Annotated in this window: 21 protein-coding genes and 2 rRNA genes; 8 read left to right on the forward strand and 15 right to left on the reverse strand. The window is 65.2% G+C overall.

What is annotated here, in order from left to right; genetic code table 11:
• The first annotated feature begins 315 nt into the window (after nt 1-315).
• Both L1081_RS23155 and rrf read left to right on the forward strand, forming a co-directional pair.
• Nucleotides 316-3,188 (forward strand): 23S ribosomal RNA (locus tag L1081_RS23155).
• A 143-nt stretch (nt 3,189-3,331) separates the two neighbouring features.
• Nucleotides 3,332-3,444: ribosomal RNA gene (gene rrf, locus L1081_RS23160) — 5S ribosomal RNA — on the forward strand.
• Between the two features lie 109 nt (nt 3,445-3,553).
• On the opposite strand, the gene L1081_RS23165 is transcribed toward rrf, so the two are convergent.
• The 5 genes from L1081_RS23165 to hppD form a co-directional block, all read right to left on the reverse strand.
• Nucleotides 3,554-4,483 carry an MBL fold metallo-hydrolase gene (locus L1081_RS23165; protein ID WP_489414247.1) on the reverse strand — a complete coding sequence of 310 codons (930 nt, stop codon included), beginning with the start codon at nt 4,481-4,483 and terminating at the stop codon, nt 3,554-3,556.
• Nucleotides 4,484-6,175 (reverse strand): AMP-binding protein, encoded by a 1,692-nt coding sequence (locus tag L1081_RS23170; RefSeq protein WP_489414248.1) that lies wholly within the window; start codon nt 6,173-6,175, stop codon nt 4,484-4,486.
• 143 nt (nt 6,176-6,318) lie between these two features.
• On the reverse strand, nt 6,319-7,197 hold the full coding sequence (gene phhA / locus L1081_RS23175; protein ID WP_489414249.1) for a phenylalanine 4-monooxygenase: 879 nt from the start codon (nt 7,195-7,197) through the stop codon (nt 6,319-6,321).
• Between the two features lie 18 nt (nt 7,198-7,215).
• The gene (locus L1081_RS23180; RefSeq protein WP_489414250.1) at nt 7,216-8,016 is read right to left on the reverse strand and encodes a transporter substrate-binding domain-containing protein; all 801 of its coding nucleotides are present in this window, start codon (nt 8,014-8,016) and stop codon (nt 7,216-7,218) included.
• A gap of 28 nt (nt 8,017-8,044) precedes the next feature.
• Nucleotides 8,045-9,172, reverse strand: a complete 1,128-nt coding sequence (gene hppD / locus L1081_RS23185; RefSeq protein WP_319439656.1) for a 4-hydroxyphenylpyruvate dioxygenase — start codon at nt 9,170-9,172, stop codon at nt 8,045-8,047.
• Nucleotides 9,173-9,327: 155 nt separating this feature from the next.
• On the opposite strand from hppD, the gene L1081_RS23190 reads away from it, so the two are divergent.
• From L1081_RS23190 to lnt, 4 genes are all read left to right on the forward strand, one after another.
• Complete coding sequence (locus tag L1081_RS23190) at nt 9,328-9,801, forward strand: Lrp/AsnC family transcriptional regulator (protein ID WP_015867526.1); 474 nt, start codon at nt 9,328-9,330, stop codon at nt 9,799-9,801.
• Nucleotides 9,802-9,910: 109 nt separating this feature from the next.
• A complete protein-coding gene (locus L1081_RS23195; protein ID WP_489414251.1) occupies nt 9,911-10,639 on the forward strand; it encodes a GNAT family N-acetyltransferase in 729 nt (242 codons plus the stop codon).
• Nucleotides 10,640-10,728: 89 nt separating this feature from the next.
• Entirely contained in the window at nt 10,729-11,607 is an 879-nt protein-coding gene (locus L1081_RS23200; RefSeq protein ID WP_021012634.1) for a CorC family transporter, read from the forward strand.
• The gene (lnt, locus tag L1081_RS23205; RefSeq protein ID WP_489414252.1) at nt 11,607-13,196 is read left to right on the forward strand and encodes an apolipoprotein N-acyltransferase; all 1,590 of its coding nucleotides are present in this window, start codon (nt 11,607-11,609) and stop codon (nt 13,194-13,196) included. The genes L1081_RS23200 and lnt overlap by 1 nt, the downstream gene beginning before the upstream one ends.
• A 19-nt stretch (nt 13,197-13,215) precedes the next feature.
• On the opposite strand, the gene L1081_RS23210 is transcribed toward lnt, so the two are convergent.
• The 8 genes from L1081_RS23210 to L1081_RS23245 form a co-directional block, all read right to left on the reverse strand.
• A complete protein-coding gene (locus L1081_RS23210; protein ID WP_489414253.1) occupies nt 13,216-14,589 on the reverse strand; it encodes an FAD-binding protein in 1,374 nt (457 codons plus the stop codon).
• Nucleotides 14,590-14,599: 10 nt separating this feature from the next.
• Nucleotides 14,600-15,403, reverse strand: coding sequence for an ABC transporter permease subunit (locus L1081_RS23215; protein WP_489414254.1), 804 nt, complete (start codon nt 15,401-15,403; stop codon nt 14,600-14,602).
• Nucleotides 15,400-16,230, reverse strand: coding sequence for an ABC transporter ATP-binding protein (locus tag L1081_RS23220; RefSeq protein ID WP_047786561.1), 831 nt, complete (start codon nt 16,228-16,230; stop codon nt 15,400-15,402). The genes L1081_RS23215 and L1081_RS23220 overlap by 4 nt, the downstream gene beginning before the upstream one ends.
• Before the next feature lie 11 nt (nt 16,231-16,241).
• Entirely contained in the window at nt 16,242-17,228 is a 987-nt protein-coding gene (locus L1081_RS23225) for an ABC transporter substrate-binding protein (protein WP_489414255.1), read from the reverse strand.
• Between the two features lie 73 nt (nt 17,229-17,301).
• Entirely contained in the window at nt 17,302-18,165 is an 864-nt protein-coding gene (locus L1081_RS23230) for a creatininase family protein (RefSeq protein WP_015867518.1), read from the reverse strand.
• 17 nt (nt 18,166-18,182) lie between these two features.
• Nucleotides 18,183-19,457 carry an amidohydrolase family protein gene (locus L1081_RS23235; RefSeq protein ID WP_489414256.1) on the reverse strand — a complete coding sequence of 425 codons (1,275 nt, stop codon included), beginning with the start codon at nt 19,455-19,457 and terminating at the stop codon, nt 18,183-18,185.
• Nucleotides 19,454-20,041 (reverse strand): NAD(P)H-dependent oxidoreductase, encoded by a 588-nt coding sequence (locus L1081_RS23240; protein WP_489414257.1) that lies wholly within the window; start codon nt 20,039-20,041, stop codon nt 19,454-19,456. The genes L1081_RS23235 and L1081_RS23240 overlap by 4 nt, the downstream gene beginning before the upstream one ends.
• A gap of 106 nt (nt 20,042-20,147) precedes the next feature.
• Nucleotides 20,148-21,371 (reverse strand): MFS transporter, encoded by a 1,224-nt coding sequence (locus L1081_RS23245; protein ID WP_489414258.1) that lies wholly within the window; start codon nt 21,369-21,371, stop codon nt 20,148-20,150.
• Nucleotides 21,372-21,481: 110 nt separating this feature from the next.
• Between L1081_RS23245 and L1081_RS23250 the strand changes: the two genes are divergently transcribed.
• The gene (locus L1081_RS23250; RefSeq protein WP_489414259.1) at nt 21,482-22,423 is read left to right on the forward strand and encodes a LysR substrate-binding domain-containing protein; all 942 of its coding nucleotides are present in this window, start codon (nt 21,482-21,484) and stop codon (nt 22,421-22,423) included.
• A 30-nt stretch (nt 22,424-22,453) separates the two neighbouring features.
• On the opposite strand, the gene L1081_RS23255 is transcribed toward L1081_RS23250, so the two are convergent.
• The gene (locus L1081_RS23255; RefSeq protein ID WP_489414260.1) at nt 22,454-23,311 is read right to left on the reverse strand and encodes a hypothetical protein; all 858 of its coding nucleotides are present in this window, start codon (nt 23,309-23,311) and stop codon (nt 22,454-22,456) included.
• A 123-nt stretch (nt 23,312-23,434) separates the two neighbouring features.
• On the opposite strand from L1081_RS23255, the gene L1081_RS23260 reads away from it, so the two are divergent.
• Nucleotides 23,435-24,154, forward strand: coding sequence for a carbonic anhydrase (locus L1081_RS23260; protein WP_489414261.1), 720 nt, complete (start codon nt 23,435-23,437; stop codon nt 24,152-24,154).
• A gap of 27 nt (nt 24,155-24,181) precedes the next feature.
• Here the strand turns inward: L1081_RS23260 and L1081_RS23265 are convergent, their stop codons facing one another.
• Nucleotides 24,182-25,300 (reverse strand): hypothetical protein, encoded by a 1,119-nt coding sequence (locus L1081_RS23265; RefSeq protein ID WP_489414262.1) that lies wholly within the window; start codon nt 25,298-25,300, stop codon nt 24,182-24,184.
• Between the last annotated feature and the right edge of the window lie 19 nt (nt 25,301-25,319).

A 25,319-nucleotide genomic window follows, 5' to 3' on the forward strand; every position in this document is an offset into this window, starting at 1 on the left:
CGATACTTAAATTCAACACCAAAGCGGCTTCCTGTCTAGGCATGAGGCTTCTTTGTTGTTGATCGAGATCTCTTGATCAATCGGCTGTTCTTTAAAAATTCATAGAGTCGAATCAGCGTTGCTGATGGAAACTGCACATTCGTAAAGGTTTAGTGCAGACCGTGCCATCAGCAACATAGAATTTTTGATTGCGTCAAAAGAAACTTCAATTTCGAGTCAAATCGAATTGAATGTACGGCATAACGCGTCAGGTGAAAGACCTGACATATTCCTTGTGATGATTTTGTAGTTTCGCAAGAAACGTCAAAGTTATAGGGTCAAGTGAATAAGAGCACGTGGTGGATGCCTTGGCGATGATAGGCGACGAAGGACGTGATAGCCTGCGATAAGCTTCGGGGAGCTGGCAAATTAGCTTTGATCCGGAGATTTCCGAATGGGGAAACCCACCGAAAGGTATCGCATGATGAATACATAGTCATGCGAGGCGAACCGGGTGAACTGAAACATCTCAGTAGCTCGAGGAAAAGACATCAACCGAGATTCCGAAAGTAGTGGCGAGCGAAATCGGAGAAGCCTGTTAGTGATAGCACAAGACATAACGGAACAGTTTGGAAAGACTGGCCATAGCGGGTGATAGCCCCGTACGTGAAATGACCTGTGTGGTACTGAGCTAACGACAAGTAGGGCGGGACACGAGAAATCCTGTCTGAATATGGGGGGACCATCCTCCAAGGCTAAATACTCATCATCGACCGATAGTGAACTAGTACCGTGAGGGAAAGGCGAAAAGAACCCCGGGAGGGGAGTGAAATAGATCCTGAAACCGCGTGCTTACAAAAAGTAGGAGCCTCGTAAGGGGTGACTGCGTACCTTTTGTATAATGGGTCAGCGACTTACATTCAGTGGCAAGGTTAACCGAATAGGGAAGCCGTAGAGAAATCGAGTCCGAATAGGGCGATCAGTCGCTGGGTGTAGACCCGAAACCAAGTGATCTATCCATGGCCAGGATGAAGGTGCCGTAACAGGTACTGGAGGTCCGAACCGACTAGTGTTGCAAAACTAGCGGATGAGCTGTGGATAGGGGTGAAAGGCTAAACAAACTTGGAAATAGCTGGTTCTCTCCGAAAACTATTTAGGTAGTGCCTCAAGTATTACCATCGGGGGTAGAGCACTGTTTTGGCTAGGGGGTCATGGCGACTTACCAAACCAAGGCAAACTCCGAATACCGATGAGTACAGCTTGGGAGACAGAGCACCGGGTGCTAACGTCCGGACTCAAGAGGGAAACAACCCAGACCGCCAGCTAAGGTCCCTAAAATTGGCTAAGTGGGAAACGAAGTGGGAAGGCTAAAACAGTCAGGATGTTGGCTTAGAAGCAGCCATCATTTAAAGAAAGCGTAATAGCTCACTGATCGAGTCGTCCTGCGCGGAAGATGTAACGGGGCTAAGCCAGTTACCGAAGCTGCGGATTTGCAATTTATTGCAAGTGGTAGGAGAGCGTTCTGTAAGCCTGTGAAGGTGCGTTGTAAAGCGTGCTGGAGGTATCAGAAGTGCGAATGCTGACATGAGTAGCGTTAAAGGGGGTGAAAAGCCCCCTCGCCGTAAGCGCAAGGTTTTCTACGCAACGTTCATCGGCGTAGAGTGAGTCGGCCCCTAAGGCGAGGCAGAGATGCGTAGCTGATGGGAAACAGGTCAATATTCCTGTACCGTTATATAGTGCGATGTGGGGACGGATCTTAATAGGTCATCCGGGTGTTGGATATCCCGGTTTAGTTGGATGTAGGCGTGCATTAGGCAAATCCGGTGCACATATACCGAGGCCAACGATCGAGCGAGCTTGCTCGCGAAGTGACTGAACGAGGTTCCAGGAAAAGCCACTAAGCTTCAGCTATATACGACCGTACCGCAAACCGACACTGGTGCGCGAGATGAGTATTCTAAGGCGCTTGAGAGAACTCAGGAGAAGGAACTCGGCAAATTGACACCGTAACTTCGGAAGAAGGTGTGCCCTATTAGTGTGTAGTGAACAACGAAGCATGAATGGGTTGCAAAAAATCGGTGGCTGCGACTGTTTATTAAAAACACAGCACTCTGCAAACACGAAAGTGGACGTATAGGGTGTGACGCCTGCCCGGTGCTGGAAGATTAAATGATGGGGTGCAAGCTCTTGATTGAAGTCCCAGTAAACGGCGGCCGTAACTATAACGGTCCTAAGGTAGCGAAATTCCTTGTCGGGTAAGTTCCGACCTGCACGAATGGCGTAACGATGGCCACACTGTCTCCTCCTGAGACTCAGCGAAGTTGAAATGTTTGTGATGATGCAATCTCCCCGCGGAAAGACGGAAAGACCCCATGAACCTTTACTGTAGCTTTGTATTGGACTTTGAACAGATCTGTGTAGGATAGGTGGGAGGCTTTGAAGCAGGGTCGCTAGATCTTGTGGAGCCAACGTTGAAATACCACCCTGGTGTGTTTGAGGTTCTAACCTAGGTCCATTATCTGGATCGGGGACAGTGCATGGTAGGCAGTTTGACTGGGGCGGTCTCCTCCCAAAGCGTAACGGAGGAGTTCGAAGGTACGCTAGTTACGGTCGGACATCGTGACGATAGTGCAATGGCATAAGCGTGCTTAACTGCGAGACTGACAAGTCGAGCAGATGCGAAAGCAGGACATAGTGATCCGGTGGTTCTGTATGGAAGGGCCATCGCTCAACGGATAAAAGGTACTCTGGGGATAACAGGCTGATACCGCCCAAGAGTTCATATCGACGGCGGTGTTTGGCACCTCGATGTCGGCTCATCTCATCCTGGGGCTGTAGCCGGTCCCAAGGGTATGGCTGTTCGCCATTTAAAGAGGTACGTGAGCTGGGTTTAAAACGTCGTGAGACAGTTTGGTCCCTATCTTCCGTGGGCGCTGCAGATTTGAGGAAGCCTGCTCCTAGTACGAGAGGACCGGAGTGGACACACCTCTGGTGTATCGGTTGTCACGCCAGTGGCATTGCCGAGTAGCTAAGTGTGGAAGAGATAACCGCTGAAAGCATCTAAGCGGGAAACTCGTTTCAAGATGAGATCTGCCGGGGCCTTGAGCCCCCTAAAGAGTCGTTCAAGACCAGGACGTTGATAGGTCAGGTGTGGAAGCGCAGTAATGCGTTAAGCTAACTGATACTAATTGCTCGTGCGGCTTGACCCTATAACTTTGATCAGTCAGATCAAGGTGTTATGCCAAGTTGACGCATTCAAAATACATTCAAAACAGCGCAGATATTGCGTGCTGATTCCAAACTCTATGAATTCGTTTGATTGATCATGTGATCAATCAGACAACAAGTTATGCCTGATGACCATAGCGACGTGGTACCACTCCTTCCCATCCCGAACAGGACAGTGAAACGCGTCAGCGCCGATGATAGTGCGGGTTCCCGTGTGAAAGTAGGTCATCGTCAGGCTCTTACAGCCAGGAAAAGCCCAACACAGCGTGTTGGGCTTTTTTCTTTGCAGCTTTAAAAAGCGCGTCATCTTTCGGTGGCGCGCTTTTTTTGTTCCAGCAGGCAAAGATCAGATATTGCGGATACCTGAGGAGTCCATCTCGGCCGCCCCTGCGCCGATCAACTCGTGCAAGACATCCTCGGTCAATTGCTCCAATTCCGCATCGGCAAAGAAGCGCGAACGAACGATATCCAGATACGACGTGCTGCGAACCCAGGCTTTCCAGTCATCGAGGGCAATGGACTGCACCTCCAGCAGCTTGAACTTCATCAGTACCTTGATGGCATGCCGCGCATGCTTCGCGGGATCGCCCTGAAGACCCTCGAGCCGGCGACGCGCCGTGGCCAGGGCTTTGCCGACATCGCCGAAGACCCGGCCATGGCCGGGGATCACCTGCAGCGGCCCCAGCACCTCGATCCGATCCAGCGTCGCCGCCAGATCGCCGAACGACGGCTCGCCCGCAAGTTCAGGAAAGGCAACGCCAAAGCCGTTCTCCCACAGGGCATCTGCAGAGATCAGCGTTCGTGAAGCGGGATCGAAGAGGATGATCGAGTGGGGATCGTGGCCAGGCGCACCATGCACCTGCCACGGGCTGCCGCCGAGCATGCATTCGGTCCCTGGCTGCAAGAGGCCGGTGAACCGGAACCGCGGACAGATCTGTCCCGTCGCAAGAAAACTGAGCCCGCGCTCATCCCACCGTTCCACCAATGCCGCCTCGCCGGGCGGAATGTCCGTCCGGATCGCCGGATAGCGCTGCTGCAGCGCCGCATTGCCGCCGCAATGGTCGCTGTGCAGATGCGTATTCACGATCCGGTCGAGCGGCCGGCCGCCCAGCGCCGATTCGACCAGCGCCAGGGTCTGATCGGCATGCGTGCTGTACCCGGTGTCGACCAGCACGGTCTCGCCAGTCCCGATGAACAGGATGTTGTTCGACGACAGCCAGCCGCGCTCGAAGACCACGAGATTCGCCGGCAGCCCGGCCGCGGCGCGATCGTTCATTCAGGCGCCCGCGCTGGTGCGCAATTCGCGCCGCAGGATCTTTCCGACATTGGTTTTCGGCAGCGAGTCGCGGAACTCGATGTGCTTGGGCCGCTTGTAGCCAGTGAGCTGTCCATTGCAGTATTGCAGCACTGCCTCTTCGGTGAGCGCCGCATCCTTGCGCACGACAAAGACCTTGATCGCTTCGCCCTGCTTTTCGTCCGGCACACCGACGGCCGCGCACTCGACGACGCCGGGACACAGCGAAATGACATTCTCCAGTTCGTTCGGAAAGACGTTGAAGCCGCTCACCAGGATCATGTCCTTCTTGCGGTCGACGATGCGGCTGTAGCCGTCCTCCTGCATGACGGCAATGTCGCCGGTGCGCATGAAACCATCGGGCGTGAAGGCGGCTGCGGTTTCGGCAGGCTGGTTGTAGTAGCCGGTCATGACGTTGGGCCCCTTGATACAGAGCTCGCCCGGCGCGCCGATGGGCAGGGAGTTGCCTTCGTCGTCCTTGATGGCGATCTCGATGCTCGGCAGCGGCAAGCCGATGGTGCCTGTGAAACTGGTGTTCGACACCGGGTTGTTGGTGCCAATCGCGCAGGTTTCGCTCATGCCCCAGCCTTCGATCATCGGGCAGCCGGTGGCCTCGAACCAGCGCCGCGCCGTGCCTTCGGAGGCGGCCATTCCGCCCGCCTGCGAAACGAACAGCGTGGAGAAGTCGATCGACTTGAACTCGGGATGCATCAACAGCGCATTGAAGAGCGTGTTCACCGCCGGCAGCATGTGGAAGGGACGCTTCTTGAGCACCGCAATGAACTTGTCGAAGTCGCGCGGATTGGGGATGAGCGTCATGTGCGAGCCCTGGCGGATGACCAGGAGGCAGAGCGTGAGCGCGAAGATGTGATAGAGCGGCAGCGCCGCGATGCTGTTGACCTTGGACAGGTCGCCCGCCCGCGACAGCGCCGGCGTGAACCAGGCTTCCGCCTGCAGCGTGGCCGCGACGATGTTGCGGTGGGTCAGCACCGCGCCCTTGGACAGGCCCGTCGTGCCGCCGGTGTATTGCAGGAATGCGATCGAATCGAGCGTGCTCTGATCCGGCGCCAGCGCGCGCCCGCGCCCCTCCTCGATGACCTTGGAGAAAGGCGTGACGCTGCGGCCGTTGCCCAGGGGCAGCTTGTACGGCGGAACCATCTTCGCCAAGTGGCGGACCGCCACCGTGATCCAGGCGCCATAGAGTCCACCGAGCAGGTCGCCCATCGAAGTGACGACCACGTGCTTGACCGGTGTGCGCTCGATCACCTGTTCCAGCGTCGCGGCGAAGTTCTCGAGGATGACGATGGCCGTGGCGCCCGAATCCTTGAGCTGGTGCTCGAGCTCGCGCGCCGTATAGAGCGGATTGACGTTGACGCAGGTGTAGCCGGCGCGCAGCACGCCGCACATCGTGACGGCGAACTGGGGTACGTTGGGCAGCATGATGGCGACCCGCGCGCCGGGCGCGAGGCCCAGCGACTGGAGCCAAGCGCCCAGGGCCTTCGACAGCGTGTCGAGCTCCCCATACGACATCCAGCGCTCCATGCAGACCGAGAACGGCCGCTCGGCATAGCGGGCGAAGGCCTCGTCGAACATGTGGGGGAGAGACCGGTACTGCCCGGGGTCGATCTCGTGCGGCACGTCGGCCGGGTAGTTCTGTCGCGCGGATGTCTGCATGCAAGCTCCTTTTGCGCGGATTGTGGGAGCCAGACACATCTGGCCGCCAGCGGGCTTGTCCTAGGAGCATGGCATGCGCTGTCGCGCACGCGATAGTGAACCGCAGCGCATGCTTGCCGCGGCAACCACTCGAAAAGGAGCGTTCAGGCCCGGCCGGACTCACCCGGCAGCAGCATCCCGGCCGGAATGTCGGGCAGGGCGTCGAGCGCCTGGTAGAGCGGCGTGAAGTCGGGAGCCGTGAGGTTGAAGAGCTGCGCGAAGCTCTCGATCACGAAGTAGTTGCTCTGGTAGGTGTCGATCTTGTAGCTCGTGCGCATGGTGCGCAGCAGGTCGAGCGGCAACCGGTGCGGCTCGCCGCTGCGCACGGCGTGCTGCAGTTCGCCCACGGAGCTCAGGATGCCGGCGCCGTATGCGCGCAGGCCGTCGGGCTGGCGGATCAGGCCGAACTCGACCGTGTACCAGTACAGCCGCGCGAGCTTCTCGCCCGCGCCGAGCTCGTGCGCCTTGATGCCTCCCTGGCCATAGCGCTGCACGTAGTCGGCAAAGACCGGGTCGAACAGCATCGGCACATGGCCGAACAGGTCGTGGAACACGTCGGGCTCGACGATGTAGTTGAACTCCTCGGGCTTGCGGATCCAGTCGGTCACCGGAAACTTGCGGTTCGCAAGCAAGGTGAAGAACGGCAGCTCGGGAATCAGCCCCGGCACCGCGACGATTTCCCAGCCGGTGGCGCGGTGCAGCCGCTCGTTGATTTCCTCGAAGCGCGGAATGCGGTCCTTCACGCCCAGCAGCGGCAGCGCGTTGATGAATGCATCGCAGGCCAGGCCCGGCAACTGCGCGGCCTGCCGCTCGTAGAGGCGCTTGTAGGTTTCGTGGTCGGCCGGCGTGTAGCTGGCCCAGTCCTGCGGGCAGGTGTAGTCGGCAAGCACCGCCCCGCCGCGCGAGTAGTCGCCGCGCGGCGGACGGTCCGAAGCGCCGTAGACGGCGGGCGTGACGACAGCGACTGCTGCAGGAGTGTCCATGGGAAATGCTCTTTCGGTTTACTTGAGCCAGCGGTCCATCACGCGCTGGAAGTCGCCGCCGGCTTGCTGCAGGTGCAGCCATTGGTCGACGTAGGCCTTGAAGGCCACGTCGTCGCGCGGCAACATCCAGGCCATTTCGCCGTATTGCAGCGGCTTGTCGGGGTTGATCGCGCACAGGCCTGGCTTGAGCTTCTGCTGCGTGATGGCTTCGGCCGATTCGGTCACGAACACGTCGGCGCGGTTGGCGAGGATCTCGTCGAAGATCGTCACGTTCTCGCCGTGCAGCGTGAGCTTGGCCTGCTTGAAGTTGGTGCGCGCAAAGCGCTCGTTGCTGCCGCCCGGATTGAAGATCACCCGGGTCGAAGGCTTGTCGATGTCGGCCACGCTCTGGTATTTGGCGACGTCGGCGCAGCGCGCAATGGGCGCCTTGCCGTTCACCATGTAGGGCGCGCTGAAGAAGGCGCGCTTTTGCCGGTCGGTGGTCACGGAAACGCCGCCCACGGCGATGTCGCACTTGCCGGCGCTGAGGTCGGGCAGCAGGTTGGCCCAGGTGGTCTTTACCCACTCGGGCTTGGCGCCGAGGCTGGCGCTGAAGCCCGCCATGAGATCGACGTCGATGCCTTCGAACGAGCCGTCGGCCTTCTGAAAGCTGAAGGGCTTGTAGTCGCCCGGGGTGCAGATGCGCAGCGCCGCAGCCTTCTGCACCGTGTCGAGGTGCGAGCCGGCCGCGGGGGTGGCCGGCGCCATTGCGCAGCCGGAAAGAAGAACAACGGCGGCTGCCGCGGTGAGGGTCAAGCCGATCGAGAACGTGCTGCGCATGGAGGCTCCTGGCCAGTGAAAAAGGCGCTTATTTTGCGGCCGACAGCACGCCGCGGCGCATCTGGTCGAGCTCGATGCTTTCGAACAGCGCCTTGAAGTTGCCGTTGCCGAAACCGTCGTCGCCCTTGCGCTGGATGAACTCGAAGAAGATCGGCCCGAGCTGGTTCTCGCTGAAGATCTGCAGCAGCAGCGCGTCCTTCTTGCCGTCGATCAGGATCTTGCGCTTCTGCAGCTCGGCCACGCTTTCGCCATGGCCGGGAATGCGCTTGTCGACCAGCTCGTAGTAGGTGTCGATGGTGTCGAGCAGCTTGACGCCGTTGGCGCGCAGCGCGTCGACGGTCTCGTACAGGTTGTCCGAGCCCATTGCGATGTGCTGGATGCCTTCGCCGCGATACATGTCCAGGTACTCCTGGATCTGGCCGGCCTGCTCCTTGCCTTCTTCGTTGATCGGGATGCGGATCTTGCCGCAGGGGCTGGTCATGGCCTTGCTCTTCACGCCCGTGACCTGGCCTTCGATGTCGAAGTACTTGATCTCGCGGAAATTGAAGAGCTTCTCGTAGAAGCCGGCCCAGACGTTCATGCGGCCGCGGTACACGTTGTGCGTGAGGTGGTCGATGTAGGTGAGGCCGTTGCCCTTGGGCGCCAGCGCATCCTGCGAGGCCACGCCCGGCAGCGGCTCGAAGTCGACGTCGTAGAAGCCGATGTTGCCGATGTCGCCCGGCTTCGCGCCGTTCTTGCCGGGCCAGCGGTCGACCAGGTAGATCAGGCTGTCGCCGATGCCCTTGATGGCGGGAATGTTCAGTTCGCCCGGGCCGGCCTTGTCGGCAAAACCCCATGCGCCGAGCGAGATCGCGCGTTCGTAGGCCTGCTTGGCGTCCTGCACGCGGAAGGCGATGGCGCAGACGCTCGGGCCGTGTTCGCGCGCAAAGCGCTGCGCGAACGAATCAGGCTCGGCGTTGACGATGAAATTGATCGTGCCCTGGCGGTACAGCAGCACGTTCTTGTGGCGGTGCCTGGCCACGGCCTTGAAGCCCATGCGCTCGAACACCTTGCCCATCGCAACCGGATCCGGGGCCGCGTATTCGATGAATTCGAAGCCGTCGGTTCCCATGGGGTTCTCCCAGGGCGTGAAGGGGGGCGCGTCGGTGTGGCTCATGGGAGTCTCCAGAAGTGGGGTTCGAATGGAAGAAAAAAGCGAACGGGTGGGCGAGAACGACCAGTGCTGCACTGTAGAGCGGATGCCACTCACGTTTTCAGCGTTATTGGGCGCCAAAGAGAGGCATGACGCAGAAAAACTGCGAAAATAGCGTCATGGAAGCACTCGACAAGATTGATAGGCTTATTTTGCGCACGCTGCAAGCAGACGGGCGCGCCACCTACGACCAGATCGCCGAGCAGGTCAGCCTTTCACCGAGCGCCGTGCTCCGGCGCGTCAAGCGGCTGGAGGAGAGCGGCGTCATCGACCGCTATGTCGCGCTCGTGCGCCCCGAAGTCATCGGCCTGGGCCTGACCGCCTATCTCAACGTGCGCCTCGAAAAGCACACCGAAACCCACAAGCGCAACCCCATGGACCTGTTCCGCGCCAGCGTTCAGACCTGGCCCGAAGTGGTCGAGTGCGCGGCCCTCACGGGCGAGATGGACTACCTGCTGCGCGTGGTGGTCGCCGACATGGGCCACTACAGCCGTTTCATCATGGACACCCTGCTCAAGCACCCCAGCGTGGAGGATTGCAAAACCAGCTTCGTGCTCGACCGTGTCAAGGCCACAACAGCCGTGCCGGTTTAGCCACTCAATGGTTGCGTGAACGACACGCTCTCTGGTATTGGTTCACAAATGTCGCCAGAAAGTACCCCTGCAGGCTTGGTGTTTAAGGGAAAACCCTTATATTTGAGCCATGCTTACCGCCAAGACCCTCCTGAAGGCGTCTCTCGGCCTCGGCTCTTTCCTGAAGGCGCCGATGGTTGAGGCGCAACCGCGCGCAGCCTCTGCGCCGCAACCCGTCATGGTGCCGATCCGCACGATCGGCCCGCGCGAGCGCGACCGCATCGCGCAGCACCTGCTGGCGCTCACGCCGCACGATCGCTACCTGCGCTTCGGCTATGCCGCGGGCGACGAGCAGGTTCAGCGCTACGTCGACGGGCTCGATTTCGAGCGCGACGAACTCTTCGGCATCTACAACCGCCGGCTCGACCTGATCGCCATGGCCCACCTCGCGTTCGCGCCGGACGAGCAGCACAGCGACTGCGCCGAATTCGGCGTGTCGGTGGCTGCGCATGCGCGCGGTCGCGGCTACGGGGCGCGGCTGTTCGAGCGGGCCGTGGTCGTGGCGCGCAACGAAGGCGTGGGCATGCTCTTCATCCATGCGCTGAGCGAGAACGCCGCCATGCTGAAGATCGCCCGCAACGCCGGTGCCACCGTGGTGCGCAGCGGCTCGGAATCCGAAGCGCACCTGCAGCTGCCGAGCGCCACCTTCGACAGCCGCATGAGCGAAATCGCGCTCGAGCAGTATGCGGCGGTCGACTACCACCTCAAGACCCGCGCCAAGCAGTTCTGGGCCTTCCTGGCCAGCCTGCAGGAAGTGCGCAGCGGCATGCGGGACGCGCGCAGCAAGTCTGCCCCCTGAATACCTGAAAAGCGCCTGTGGCGGCCATGCGGTAGAGCCTGTCACGCGCAATCCGGTATCCTTGTATCTCTTCAACTAAGCCTCCCGCAGTGGCCGAACCTCACCCTGAACGCGCACCCGTCGAACGGGAAGACAAGCGCGGCTTTCTCCAGAAGCTGGCCGAATTCATCCACCCCGGTCCCGACTCCCGCGACGAGCTGATCGAAACCCTCGCGGACGCCGAGGACAACGAGGTGATCGGCGCCGAGTCGCGCGTCATGCTCGAGGGTGTGCTGCGCATGGCCGACATGACGGCCGGCGACGTGATGGTCGCGGCCCCGCGCATGGACCTGGTGAACATCGACGCGCCCTTCGACGCGCTGCTGCACCTGGTCATCGACACCGCGCACTCGCGCTTCCCGGTGTACGAGGGCGAGAAGGAAAACATCATCGGCATCCTGCTCGCGAAGGACCTGCTCAAGCTGCAGCGCGCGCCGGGGCTCAACATCCGCGCGCTGCTGCGGCCGGCCACCTTCGTTCCCGAGAGCAAGGGCCTGAACGATCTGCTGCGCGAGTTCCGCGGCAATCGCAACCACCTGGCGATCGTGATCGACGAGTTCGGCCGCGTGGCCGGCCTCATCACCATCGAGGACGTGCTCGAGCAGATCGTCGGCGAGATCGAGGACGAGTTCGACATTGCCGAGGACGAGGGCGACATCTTCGGCCTGGCCGACCACACCTACCGCGTCTCGGGCGACACGCCTATCGAGCGCGTGGCCGAGGCCTTCGGCATCGTCTTCGACGAAGAGCAGCTGAGCGAAGACTTCGACACCATCGGCGGGCTCATCGCGCACGAGATGGGCCATGTGCCCAAGCGAGGCGAGCACCACGCCATCGGCGGCTTCGACTTCGTGGTGCTGCACACCAAGGGCGGGGCCGTGCGCTGGTTCAAGGTGTCCCCGGCCCGCGGCAGCGACGCGGCCGACTGATGCCGCTGCCGGCAGCGGCCACGCTCCGCACCTCGCCCGCCTTTTCCGCCGTGGGCCTGCTGCGCCTGCTGGGCTTTGCCTTCGCGGGTCTCGCGCAGGCCGCGGCCATCGCCTGGCCCGCGAACGGCCGGCCGCTGTGGTGGCTGCAGCTCGTTTCGCTGGCGGTGCTCGTCGGCCTGCTGGACTGGCTGCGCGCAGAAGGTGCGGGCTGGCGCCGCGCCGGGCTGCATGGCTGGCTCTTCTCGACCGCCTGGCTCACCGGCAGTTTCTGGTGGCTCTTCATTTCGATGCACACCTACGGCGGGCTGGCGGCGCCGCTTGCGGCCATCGCGGTGCTGCTGCTGGCGGCCGCGCTCGGGCTGTACTACGCGGTGGCCTGTGCCTGGTTCGTCGTTCGGGGGCCGCGCGGGCCCGTGGCCGGGGCGCTGGTGTTCGCCGCGCTGTGGACGCTGGCCGAACTCGTGCGCGGCAGCTGGTTCACCGGCTTTCCCTGGGGCGCTGGCGGCTATGCGCACGTCGAGGGGCCGCTGGCGGCCTGGGCGCCGTGGATCGGCGTGTACGGCATCGGCGCGGTTGCCGCGCTGGTTGCCGCGCTGGTGGCGCTGACCCGGCCCGCGCCCAGCATCGCGCTCGTGCAGGCCTTGGTACTGGTCGCCGCTGCATTCGCAGCGCCGCATCTCGCGGCACCGCTGTCCGGCGACGCGCAGGGCGCCAGCGGTTCGAGCGGCAAGCTGCAGCTCGCGCTGCTGCAGGGCAACATCCCGCAAGACGAAAAATTCATTCCGGGCGGCGGCATCGACCTGGCGCTGCGCTGGTACGGAGAACAGCTGCGCGATGCCAAGGCCTCGCTCGTGGTGACGCCCGAGACCGCATTGCCGCTGCTGCCGCAGCAACTGCCCGCGGGCTACCTGGAGGCAATCCAGTTGCGCTACAGCCAGGGCTCGCAGGCCGCCATCGTCGGCCTGCCGCTGGGTGGCCAGGGCACTTACAGCAACGCGGTGCTCGGATTCCAGCCCGGCGCGGCGCAGCCCTACAAGTACAGCAAGCACCACCTGGTTCCCTTCGGCGAGTTCATTCCGCCGGGCTTTCGCTGGTTCATCCGCATGATGAACATCCCGCTCGGCGACTTCGCGCGCGGCGGCCTGGCGCAGGCGCCCTTTGCCTGGCAGGGCCAGCGCATCGCGCCGAACATCTGCTACGAGGACCTGTTCGGCGACGAGATCGGCGCCAACTTCAAGGACGAGGCCACGGCGCCGACCATCCTGCTCAACGTGAGCAACATCGCGTGGTTCGGCAACTCGGTGGCCATCGACCAGCACCTGGCCATCTCGCGCATGCGCTCGCTCGAATTCGCGCGGCCGATGGTGCGCGCCACCAACACCGGCGCGACGGTGGTCATCGATGCCGAAGGCCGCGTCACGCACCAGTTGCCGCGGCTCACGCGCGGCGTGCTCGAGGCTTCGGTCGAGGGCCGCACGGGGCTCACGCCCTTTGCGCGCTGGGTCGCGCCCTTTGGGCTGTGGCCGATCTGGATCGCGGCGATCGCCATCGTGGCCATCGCCTTCGTGCTGCGCCGCCGCCAGGGCTGATCCGGCGGCGTCCCCGTCGTCAGGCTTCCGCCGGCACGGGCCTGATGGGCCAGTCGCGCAGCTTGCCCGGGTTCAGCAGGCCCATCGGGTCGAAGCGCTTCTTCATTTCGATGACCTCAGGCGGCAGCGGTCCGCCTGCCTTGCCGTCTTCCACGATGTTCACGTGCGGGTTGTTGATGTGCACGCCGCGCGCGCGGTGAATGTCGATGATCTCGGCGAGCCGTCCCTCGGTGCTGAAGCGCACCAGTTGCAGCCCGCTGCAGGTCATGAGCCCGGCCACGTTGCGGATGAACTCGGTGTGCATCATCACCTCGCCGCCGAGCAGCTGCTCCATCTCGATGATCTGCTCGACATGCCGGCCCGGCACGAAGCCGCTCTGCAGGTAGGTGAGCGACGGATCGACCTTGAGCGCATGCAGCGTGGTGTGGTTCCAGGTGAATTCCATCAGCGTGCGGTTGCTCTTTTGCACCTCGGCCGCGGTCCTGCGGTAGCTCACGGTGCCGGCGTGCGCTTCGGCCAGTTGCAGCATGGCCGGCTCGCAGGATTCGGCCACCAGCGACAGCACCGTGTGGCAGCCCTTGGGCAGGTGCGCCGCGAGCTGCGCCAGGTGGTCCGAGATCGGCGCGGCGAAGAAGGCGATCTCCCGCTTCACGATGCCGGGCGCATTCGCGAGCTTGTCGGCGAAGTGCAGCGCGTCGGCAAAATTGCCGAAGGTCACCAGCGTTTCGAGCCAGGGGTGCGCCGGGGCGAGTGCGATCTCGAGTTCCAGCACCAGCCCGTTGGTGCCCCAGAGGTGGTGCATGCGCATGGCCTCGGCGCCGCGCAGCTCGATCATCTGCGGCTCGGGCTCGATGGTCATCGCGCGGATGCCGAGCACGTTGCCGGGCGCGCCCAGCGGCCCGTAGTTGATGGAGCCCACGCCGCCGAAACCGCCGCCGAACAGGCCGCCGAGCGTGGCGCTGCGGTAGGTGGAGGGCATGCTGCGCATCTCCTGGCCCGAAGGCTTGGTCTGCTTCTCGAGCTCGCCCAGGCGGATGCCGGCCTGTGCGCGGGCCACGCCGGGCTGGACCCACAGGAAGGCGTTGTAGCCGGTCATGTCGAGCACCACGCCGCCCGCGAGCGGCGTGGTCTGGCCGTAGTTGCCGGTGCCGCTGCCGCGCAACGTGATCGGTACGCCGCGGCGCGCGCAGGCGCCGACCACGGCGCGGATCTCGTCCTCGGTGCGCGGACGCACGGCCACGTCGGCGCGCTTGTCTTTCAACTGACGGTTCAGCACGGGGCTGAACCACGAGAAGTCCTGCGACAGGCGCGTGACGCGGCCCTCGTCGGTGATCCAGTCGAGGCCGGGCAGTTCGAGCAACAACTCTTCGATGGCGGAAATGGAAGCGGTCATGGTCAAGGGTTCAATCCTGGGAAAGTTCGCTCGCGTGCCACGAGCCCAGCGCCAGCTTGGTGAGCCAGGCCATCAGCACGAAGAGCGCGACGCCGGTCAGCGAGATCAAGAGCAGGGCCGCGAACATGCGCGGGATGTTCAGCTGGAAGCCGGCCTGGAGGATCTGGTAGGCCAGTCCCGCGCCCGAGCCGCCGGTGCCGGCCACGAACTCGGCCACCACCGCGCCGATCAGCGCCAGGCCGCTCGAGATGCGCAGTCCGCCAAAAAAGTACGGCAGCGCGCTCGGAATGCGCAGCCGCACCAGCTGCTGCCAGCGCGTCGCGCGGTTGAGCTTGAAGTAGCTCTGCAGGTCGGGGTCGATGCTGCGCAGGCCGAGCGTGGTGTTGCTGATGATCGGGAACAGCGCCACCAGCGCGGCGCACACCGTCATCGCCGCCACCGGGTTCTTCACCCAGATGATGATGAGCGGTGCCACCGCCACGATGGGCGTCACCTGCAGCAGCACCGCATACGGAAAGAGCGCGGTCTCGATGCGCTTGCTCTGCACGAACAGGAACGAGATCAGTACCCCGGCCACGGTGGCCAGCAGGAACGAAAGCAGCGTGATCTTGAGCGTGACCAGGAGCGCATTGCCTAGCGGCGCCCAATCGGTCACGAGCGTCTGCACCATGAGGAAGGGCGAGGGCACCAGGTAGGGCGGCAGCTCCATGGCGACCACCATCCATTGCCACAGCGCAACCAGCACCACGCCGATGAGCACGGGATAGAGCACGCGCTGCACGCGCGGCTGGCTCAGGAGGGGCTGGCTTTTCATCGTGCGTGCTCCTCGTCGGCCTGGCTGGCGCGCAGCAGGCTGTCCTGCAGCCGTTTGGCATGGCGCGCGAATTCGGGCGTCACCATGAAGTCGGGCGTGCGCGGGTAGGGCTCGTCGATGTGGAACTGCTCCACCACGCGGCCCGGCCGCGCGGCCATCATCACCACCCGGGTCGACAGGAACACCGCCTCATGGATCGAGTGCGTCACGAAGATCACCGTGAGCTTCTTCTTGCGCCATAGGTCGAGCAGGTCGGCATCGAGCTTGTGGCGCGTGATCTCGTCGAGCGCGCCGAAGGGCTCGTCCATCAGCAGCAGGTCGGGCTGCGTGACGAGGCCGCGCGCGATCGACACGCGCATCTGCATGCCGCCCGAGAGCGCGCGCGGCAGTGCATCGGCAAACTTCTCGAGCCCCACCAGCGCGAGCGATTCCATCACCCGCGCATCGGCCTCCTTGCGCGGCACGCCGGCCAGGTCGAGCGGCAGCCGCACGTTGGTGCGCACGCTGGCCCATGGCATCAGCGTGGCCGACTGGAACACGAAGGACAGCTTGTGCGGGCAGCTGTGGATCTCCGCCACAGGCTTGCGCCACACGAGCAGCCGCCCGTCGCTCGGTTCGAGCATGCCCGCCACCATCTTGAGCAGCGTGCTCTTGCCGCAGCCCGAAGGCCCGAGCAGCGTGACGAACTCGCCTTCTGCGATCGACAGGTCCACCGGCAGCAGCGCCTGCGTGCCGTTGGGATAGGTCTTCTCGGCCGAGAGCACTTCCACCGCGGGCACGGCAGGCGCCGCGGGCGGCGCGAGGGTGTGGGGTTCGATGCGGTTCATGGATGGATGGCTCAGGGCAAAACCTTGGCGTCCTTCACGAACTCGGTGGTGTAGGTCTTGGCCAGCTCCACCTTCGCCGGGTCGAGCAGCTTGGCGGCGACGAGGAAGTCGTAGCTCGCCTTGGAGCGCGCATCGGTGATCACGCCGATGCCGAGCCTGGCCGCATCGCCGCCGGTGACCATGCCCATCTCCTTGAGCTTGGCTACGCTGTAGGCCAGCTGGTCGTCGGTCATGTTGGGGTTGTCCTTCTTGATCAGCGCATTGGCGGGCGCCGGATCGGCGAGGTAGCTCTTCCAGCCCTCGGCCGAGGCCTTCACGAAGGCTTCCACCTGCTTGCTGCGGTCCTTCACGGTCTTTTCCATGCACGACACCGTGGTGGCGTAGGCCGGGAAGCCGTGGTCGCTGAACATCAGCACGGTGCTCTTCACGCCGGCCTTCTGGATCGCATAGGGCTCCGAGGTCAGGTAGCCCTGCTGCGCGGCATTCGGGTCGGCCACGAAGGGCTGGATGTTGAAGGTGTAGGGGCGCGTCTGTTCGTCCTTGAGGCCGAACCGGGCCTTGAGCCAGGGCCAGTAGCCGCGGTTGGCCTGCGCGCCGATCAGCAGCGTCTTGCCCTTGAGGTCCTCGAACTTCTTGACGTCGTCGTGCGCGATCAGCACCTGCGGATCCTTCTGGAAGAAGGCCGCCACGTTGACCACCGGCACGCCGCCTTCGCGTACCTGCATCATCTGGATGTCGCTCGAACCCATGATGCAGTCGGCCTGGCCCGCGGCCATCATCTGCGTGATGTTGACCTGCGGGCCGCCCATCCTGATGGTCACGTCCAGGCCGTGCTTCTTGTAGATGCCCAGCGCCACCGCCTGGTAGAAGCCGCCGTGCTCGGCCTGCGCATACCAGTTGGTCATGTAGGTGAACTTGTCTTGCGCCTGGGCCGGTGCGGCAGCGGCGAACAGTGCGAGCGCGGCGGCGCCGGCCATGGAAAGAGCGAAGGAGCGCATGGTGGGAACCTCTCGAAGGCTGGTGAAGGAACGGGTGGAAAAAAGGCGATGAACTGGATGCAAGTAGCGCGCCTCAGGCGGCCTCGAAGGACTGCTGGATGAAGCCCTGCTGGTGGCCGCGCTCCCAGGTGGCTTCCTCGCGCACCACCCAGCGCAGCGCATGCAGCTCGGTCAGCGCCTGCACCCAGCTGTCGGACAGCGTGTCCAGGATCTCCTGGCCCTGTTCGCGCGTGGCGCTGGTCGGGTCGCCGATCACGCCGCTCGGGCCGAAGTCGCGCGCGGTCCAGGCGCAGGCCGGGCGGCCGTCGGCCGACAGCAGCTTGATCGGGAAGGGCGGCGGAAAGTTGGCGGCGGCGCGCTCCATGTGCACGGTGTCGGGCGCGAGCGCGAGCATCAGCGCGGTCTCGGAATGGCCGGCGTGCATCGAGAGCTTCTTCTCCTGCTCGCTGATCTGCCTGCTCGATGCGTTCGGCAGGCGCGACACACCATGCGGCACCACCACGAAGTCGCCATGGCGCAGCCGCAGCTCGCGCGCGGCCATCTCCAGCACCTGCGGCTGGCCGCCATGGCCGTTGGCGAACAGCAGCTTGCGAAAGCCCGCGCGGTAGACCGACTCGCCGATCTCGGTCACGGTCGACAAGAGCGTGGTGCCGGTGAGCGTCATGGTGCCGGGAAAGTGCAGGTGCTCTTCCGACTTGCCGTAGGTGATGGTGGGCAGCGCGAAGGCGCGCACCTCGGCCGGCAGCTTCTCGAGCGCCTTGCCCATCACGCCCGAGGCGATCACGCTGTCGACCGAGCACGGCAGGTGCGGGCCGTGCTGCTCGATGGCGCCGCAGGGCAGCACGATGACGGTGTTCTCGCGGTCGGGCAGCGCGGCGATTTCAGTCCAGCTCAGGTAGGGCAGGAAGCGGTGGGGCGGGATGTAGCCGTGGAGCATTGGGGAGTCCTTGTTCGTCAGCGGGGAAGGAAGGGCGCCGCGTCGCCATGCGTGACGCGGCCCTCGCGCAGCACCACGCGGGCGGCGCTGCGCGAGGGCCAGCCATGGCGGTCGGCCTGGGTGAACAGCACGAGGTCGGCCTTGGCGCCGGCCAGCGTCGGCGCCGCCCGGGCGGGGGCGCGCTGCAGCCAGTCGCCGCGGCACAGCGTCTGCGACCAGTCGTCGAAGGGATCGGGCAGTTGTGCGACGAGCGCGGCCGTGCCCAGCGCCTCGACCGGGTCGAAGCTGCCGAGACGGCAGAACGGGTCTTGCACGTTGTCGCTCGCGAACAGCAGCGGAATGCCGCGCTCGCGCGCTTCCTTCACCAGCGTGAGGCCGCGCAGGCGCGGCGTGCGGCCCGTCACCGCGTCCTGCAGCAGCAGGTTGGTGGCGGGCAGCGAGACGATGGTGATTGGCGCACGTGCGACCGCATCGAGCGTGGCGAAGGCCTGGGCCTCGGGTTGCGCGGCCAACGCGCAGACGTGGCCGCAGACCACGCGGCCGTCGAAGCCGATCTCGCGCAGGATGCGCGCGGCGGTTTGCAGGCCGACCGCCGACGCATTCAGTTCTTCGTCGACGTGCAGGTCGACATCGAGATCGCAGGCTTGCGCCGCCACCAGCAGGTTGCGCAGCGCGTTCTCGCTCCAGTTGGTCGAATGCACGAAGCCGCCGAGCAGCGCATGCGGCCCCGTGGCCTTCACCTGCTTTGCGAGCCGCAGGGCCTGCGCGGCGTCCTCGAACAGCGGCAGCTTGACGAGGCTGACCTGTTCCAGCCGCACCCTGCCGGCCCATTCCTGCGCGAGCTCGGCCATCACGGGCCAGGCCAGCGGGACCGCATCGGGCTCCCACCAGTCGACATGCGTGCGCACATGCGTGGTGCCGCATTCCCAGGCCCACTGCAGGCCGCGCGCGGCGCGCTCGTGCACGTCGGTGGCGCTCCAGTGCACGCGGTCGGCCAGCATCGCGTCGATGGCGCCGAGCAGGCCGGGCTGCACCTTTTTCATGCGCGGCAGCGTGAAGGCCTTGTCCAGGTGCGTGTGGGCGTCGACGAAGCCCGGCAGCACCAGCGTGCCGGCCAGGTCCCATGCTTCGGGATGGGGCTCGTCCCGTTCGGAGGCAGGCCGCACCGATTGCGCGCGGCCGCCCTCCAGCGCGATGCGCGCCAGCACCGGCACGCCATCGCGCTCGGGCCAGCCGGCGGGCAGCAGCCAGCGCGGCAGGCGCGCGTTGTCGAGCAGGGCGGGTGTCTTCATGCGAAACGCGCCATTGCAGCGCCGACCCGTGCCATGAAGCGCTTGAGCTGGGGCTCGGTCGCCACGTTCATGTGGTAGTGGGCGTGGTAGTCCACGCGGGCGCGGCGGCCCGTGAGCCGCAGCATGTAGCGCGTGACGATCTTGCGCGGTGGATCGCCCATGTACCAGGCCATCCAGCGCGGCCGTCCGTAGGTGACCACGGCGCTGATGCGCCGGATGTGCGTGAGCATCGGCTTCACGTTGGCCGGATCGCTGATGTCGAAGGCCACGCCGGGCATGAAGAGCCGGTCGAAGTAGCCCTTGAGCACCGCGGGCAGGCCGAAGCACCAGGTCGGAAAGCAGAACACGATGCCCTCGGCCCACAGCAGCCGCTCCACATAGGGCTTGAGCGGCAGCTGGTTGCCCGGCACCTCGTGGTAGCCGAGCCGCTCCTCGCGCGAGAGCACCGGGTTGAAGCCTTCGGCGTACAGGTCGCAGTCGTCCACCTCGTGCCCGGCCGCGCGCAGGTTCTTCAGCACCTCCTGGTGCAGGGCGGCGTGGAAGCTGGTTTCGACCGGATGGCAGTAGACGACGAGCACGCGCATGAATTTGACCGCTTAATCAGAGCAAGTGGTCAGGTTATGCAAGCGACGTGCCAGTCCGGATGCACCGGACTGGGGAGGCGGGGAGCTGTCCCGCGGCTTTTTGCGGCTACGCGGCCTTGCGCGGCCAGAGCCGCACCACCAGTGCGACAGCGGCCGTGCCGGACGCCAGCCCGGTCACGCCGGCCCAGCCCCACTGCGCGAGCGCCAGCGCACCCAGCGCCGAGCCGGCCGCCATGCCGATGAACATGGCCGTGAACAGCACCGCATTGAGCCGGCTGCGCGCGCCGGGCTCGATGCCGTAGACGATGGTCTGGTGCGCGATCAGCGCTGCCTGCATGCCCAGGTCGAAGCCAACCGCGGCGAGCGCCAGCAGCCAGAGCTGCGCGTGCGGCGGTATCAGCGGCGCCAGGCCCATGGCCGCGAACGACACCACCACCAGCCCGGCGCCCAGGCGCGTCACCAGCTCCGGCCCGCGGCGGTCGGCCAGCCGTCCGGCCAGCGGCGCCGCCAGCGCGCCGGCCGCGCCGGCCAGGCCGAAGGCGCCGGCCGCCGCGCTCCCCAGGTGGAAGGGCGCGCCGTGCAGCATCACGGCCAGCGTCGACCAGAAGGCGCTGAATCCCACCGCCAGCAGCGCCTGGGCCAGCGCGGCGCGGCGCAGTGCACCGTGGCGCGACCACAGCGTGCCCAGCGAGCCGAGCAGCGCGGCGTAGGCCAGGTGCGTGGTGGGCCGGAAGCGCGGCAGCCCGCGCCAGGCGGCCGCGCCGATGAGCGCGATGCTGGCCGCGGCCGCAATGAACATCGCGCGCCAGCCGAAGTGCTCGGCCACGAAGCCGCTGACCACGCGCGACAGCAGGATGCCCAGCAGCAGTCCCGTCATCACCGTGCCGACGGTCTTGCCGCGCGTGGCTTCCGGCGCCAGCGTGGCGGCGGCGGGCACGATGTCCTGCGCCATGGTGGCCGCCAGGCCGATCGCCAGGCTGGCTGCGAGCAACACGCCGATCGACGGCGCGGCGCCGGCCACCAGCAGCGCGGCGCACAGCGCGGCCGCCTTGGCCAGCACGATGCGGCGCCGGTCGAAGCGGTCGCCCAGCGGCGCCAGCAGCAGGATGCCGAACGCATAGCCCAGCTGCGTGAGCGTGGGGATGAGACCCACCGAGCGGGGGGAAGCCCCGATGTCGGCGGCCAGCACGCCGAGCATCGGCTGGGCGTAGTAGAGCGAGGCCGCCGACAGGCCTGCGCCCATGGCCAGCAGCAGGACCAGCGAGGCCGGCAGGTCGCGCCCCTCGGGGGCGGCGCCCGTCGCTGCATGCGCGAGTTGAATGGAAGACATGGTGTTAACCCTTGAATATCGAGCGAGGGTTGAAATGTGCATCTGGGAAGCTTGGCTTGGTAGTCCCCTGGACCGCACAATGTCTATACATTCAACGCATAAAGCAAGCCATGTCGACTCCTTCTCCCGCCGCCGACCGCATCGAGCTGATGCAGACCTTCGTCCATATCGTCGAGGCCGGCAGTCTCTCGGCCGCCGCGCTCCAAATGGGTGCGACGCAGCCCACCGTGAGTCGCCGCCTGCAGGCGTTGGAGCGCTCGCTGGGCGTGCGGCTGCTGCGCCGGTCCACGCACGCCATGAAGCTCACCGAGGACGGCGAGCGCTGCTACGAGCGCGCCCGGGAGCTGATCGCCGACTGGCACGCCTTCGAGGCCGACCTGCGCGGCGTGGGCGACGAGCCCGAGGGCACGCTGCGCGTGGTGGTGCCGCATGCGATGGGCCAGCTGATGCTGGTCGGGCCGCTGGCCGACTACCTTCGCGCCTATCCGCGGGTGGCCGTCGAATGGCTGCTGAACGACCGCCGGCCCGACTTCATCGCCGAAGGCGTCGACTGCGCGATCCAGGTCGGCGAACTGACCGACACCATGGCGGTGGCCATCAAGCTTTCCGAAGTGCCGCGCGTGGTGGTCGCCGCGCCCTCGGTGCTGGCCGGGCGGGCGCCGCCCGCGCATGCGTCGGAGCTGGCCGAATTGCCGTGGCTCGCGCTGCGCACCTTCTATCGCAACGAGGTGGTGCTCTCGCACCGGCCGAGTGGCGAGATCACCCGGGTGCCGATCCGCCCGCGCATGAGCACCGACAGCCTCTATGCGCTGCAAAGCGCGGCCCGCATGGGCCTGGGTGCCTGCGCGGGCTCGGCCTGGCTCCTGAACGAGGACATTGCCGCCGGCCGGCTGGTGCAGCTCGTGCCGCAATGGCATGTGGCGCCGCTGCCGGTGTACCTGACCTATCCGCCGTCGCGCTTCCAGCCTGCGCGGCTGCGCCGCTTCATCGAGACCATGCGGCTCGCGCTGGCCGACCCGGCGGGCCGCGCCTGGGAGGCGGGCGCGGCCTGAACGCGGCCGGATGAGCGGCCGGGCGCGGCCTCAGCCGCCCCGCCGCGCCGCATGCGCGGCATCGGCGAACCACGACAGGAAGTGCAGCAGCCAGCTCGTCGCTTCGTCCAGGAAGCGCGGCGTGAGCCGCACCTGCGCGCGCCCCGCGTCATGCGCCAGGTGGCCCGCCTCCGTCGCCTCCTTCAGCATGCCGCGCACGTGCGAGTGCGACAGGCCCAGCCCCTCGGCGAGCTCGCGTGCGCGCAGCGGGAACGCCGCCGGGGGCGAGCCTGCCACCGGGTTGGCCTTGAAATGGTCGCGCAGCAGCAGCATCGCGACTCGGCCGCCGCCGTCGCGCTCGTCGAACCAGCTCCAGCCGCCGAAGCGGCCGCGGTGCAGCGCCACCTGGTCCAGGATGGTGCCAGCCCGGCTCACGAAGGCCGAGAAAAAGGCGTCGTCGTCCATGAGCCTGTCGGCATGGCCGGCGCCCAGCAAGCCGAGCGCCTCGCAGCAGCGCAGGTGGTGCGCGATCCAGGCGCGCAGGCCGGCAATCAGCCGCTCCTGCGGCACCAGGTAGCGCACGCGGCGGTCGGCGGGATCGGCCTCGGCCGCCACCATGCCCGTGAGCCGCAGCACGGCGACGAAGCTGGCCAGCGTGCGCGTGCCGCGGCTCGCGTGGCGCTGCAGCAGCGCCAGCGTGGGGCGCTCGGCGCCTTCTTCCTTCCAGCGGTAGTGCTGCACCACGATGCGGCCCGCGGCGTGCGACTGCATGGCGCGGCCGAAGATCTTGTTGATGAGCCGCTCGCCCCAGTGCATGCGCACGATCGCGTCGCAATACAGCGCCACGGCCTGGGCGCGGGCTTCATAGGAGATCGAAAGCGCCAGCTCGGGCGGCGGCAGGAAATCCATGCAATGTTTGGACTTTGTTGTTTTCGATACAGAGCGTAACAATTCGTGCGCCAGTGCGAAAGCCCGGCATTTCCTGCCGGGAAACCCCGGCGAACTCGACAACCACCAAGAATGGAGTTCCCCATGTGTGATTGCCTACCTTCCGCCGCGCTGCCGGCAAGCTCGCGCCGCCGGCTGCTGAGCGGCGCGGCCGCTTTCGCTGCCCTGGCGGCCGGCGCCAATGCGTTCGCGGCCGATACGCCACTGCCCGACAACCGCATCGGCGGCGATGCCGCGCTCCAGCGGCTAGTGCAGGGCAATCTGCGCTATGCGCAGGGCCGGCAGACGCAGCGCGACTTCAGCGTAGGCCGCGTGGCGCGCACCTCGGGGCAGAAACCGTTCGCGGCGATTCTTGCCTGTGCCGATTCGCGCGTAGCGCCGGAACTCGCCTTCGACCAGGGGCCGGGCGATCTCTTCGTGGTGCGGCTGGCCGGCAACTTCGTCAACGACGATGCCATTGCCAGCATGGAATACGCGGCCAAGTTCCTCGACGTGCCGCTCATCATGGTGCTCGGCCACAGCAACTGCGGCGCCATCTCGGCCACCATCAAGGTGCTGCAGGAAAACGCCGTGCTGCCCGGGCACCTGCCCGGGCTGGTCGCGTCGATCCGGCCGGCCGTGGAAGCCGCGTCGCGCCGCAGGCCCGCGTCGCTGCTGGAGGCGGCCACCGAACAGAACGTGCGCCAGAGCGTGGCGCGCCTGGCCACGTCGGCGCCCATCCTAGGGGGCATGGCTTCCAGCGGCGCGGTCAAGGTCGTCGGCGGGATCTACGACCTGGCGACGGGCCGGGTGGGCCTCGTCTGATCGCCACAGTGCCGCGCCCGGACGCGGTCAGCTGCTGCCGTCTTCGATTTCCTTGCCGTCGGGCGTCAGGCACAACGGCCCGGCGCAGCCCAGCGAGCGGAAGAATACGGGCGTATCGGGCAGGCCGAAGTAGCGCAGGCCCAGCGCAGTCTGGCCGTTGGCCTGCGTCGCATTGGCTTCCTGGAGGCCGAACACGGTGTCGAGGTTGTCGAGGAATTCGTACTCGAAACGGCTCGATTGCGTCGTGTCCTTCACATAGAAGATGAACTGCTTCGAGTCTTCCATGAAGCGCGCCTTCAGCAGGCGATAGCCCGCCGCGCCCTGTTCGCGGATCTGCGCCTTGACGTCGTCCTGGTCCCCGTCGACCACGCTCAGCGGGCTCAGCACGGCCTTGAGCTCGTAGCGCGCGGCGCTGCTCTGGTCCTTGACGAAGAATTGCTGCGTCAGCCCGCGCAACACAGGCGTGACCCACGGCCTGAAGCCTTGGGCGCCCAGCGCATTCGCGAGGTTCGCGAAATCGCCCGAGGTCGGCGGAATGTCGGCTGCCGCGAAGTCGAAGGTGGCCGAGGAACCTGCGTCCTTGCGGTAGAGGACGCCGAACTCGCCGTTGTTGTTCGAGTTGATGTCGATCATGCCGAGCAGCTTGACGAACACCATGCCCTTGGCACCCTGCTCCTTCATCTGCTGCAGCAGGCGCGGCAGGCCGTCGCTTGACATGATGTCGACCTCGAAGCGCTTGTATTCGTAGGTGTAGGTGGTCTCGGTGTCCTTGACCATCATGAACTGGTCCTGCAGCGAGACGATGTTGCCGCCCCCCAGGCCGTCGACATAGCGATAGCCTGCGGCGCCTTCGCGGTTGAGCAGCGCGATGTAGTCGTCGTAGCGCTTCTCGGCCGGTTCGGTGGCGGGGTCCCTGTCCTGCTGGAAGGTCAGGAACTTGTAATGAGCGCTGATCGGCGTCGGCGTCGGCGTCGGCGTCGGCGCGGGTTCCGGCGGCGGTGGCTCGGGCGGCGGCGGCGGGGTCTGTCCCGGGGGCGGAGGCACCCAGCCCGGTGGTATGCCTCCACCACCGCCGCCACCCCCACCACCGCATGCCGCCAGTGCCACCGCGACCGCTGCCGCGGCCAAGAACATTCGCATCTTCATGATCCTCTTCCTCCTGTGT

The sequence above is a fragment of the Variovorax sp. MSC1_012 genome, from assembly GCF_023667525.1.
GTDB classification, from domain to species: Bacteria; Pseudomonadota; Gammaproteobacteria; order Burkholderiales; family Burkholderiaceae_C; genus Variovorax; species Variovorax beijingensis_B.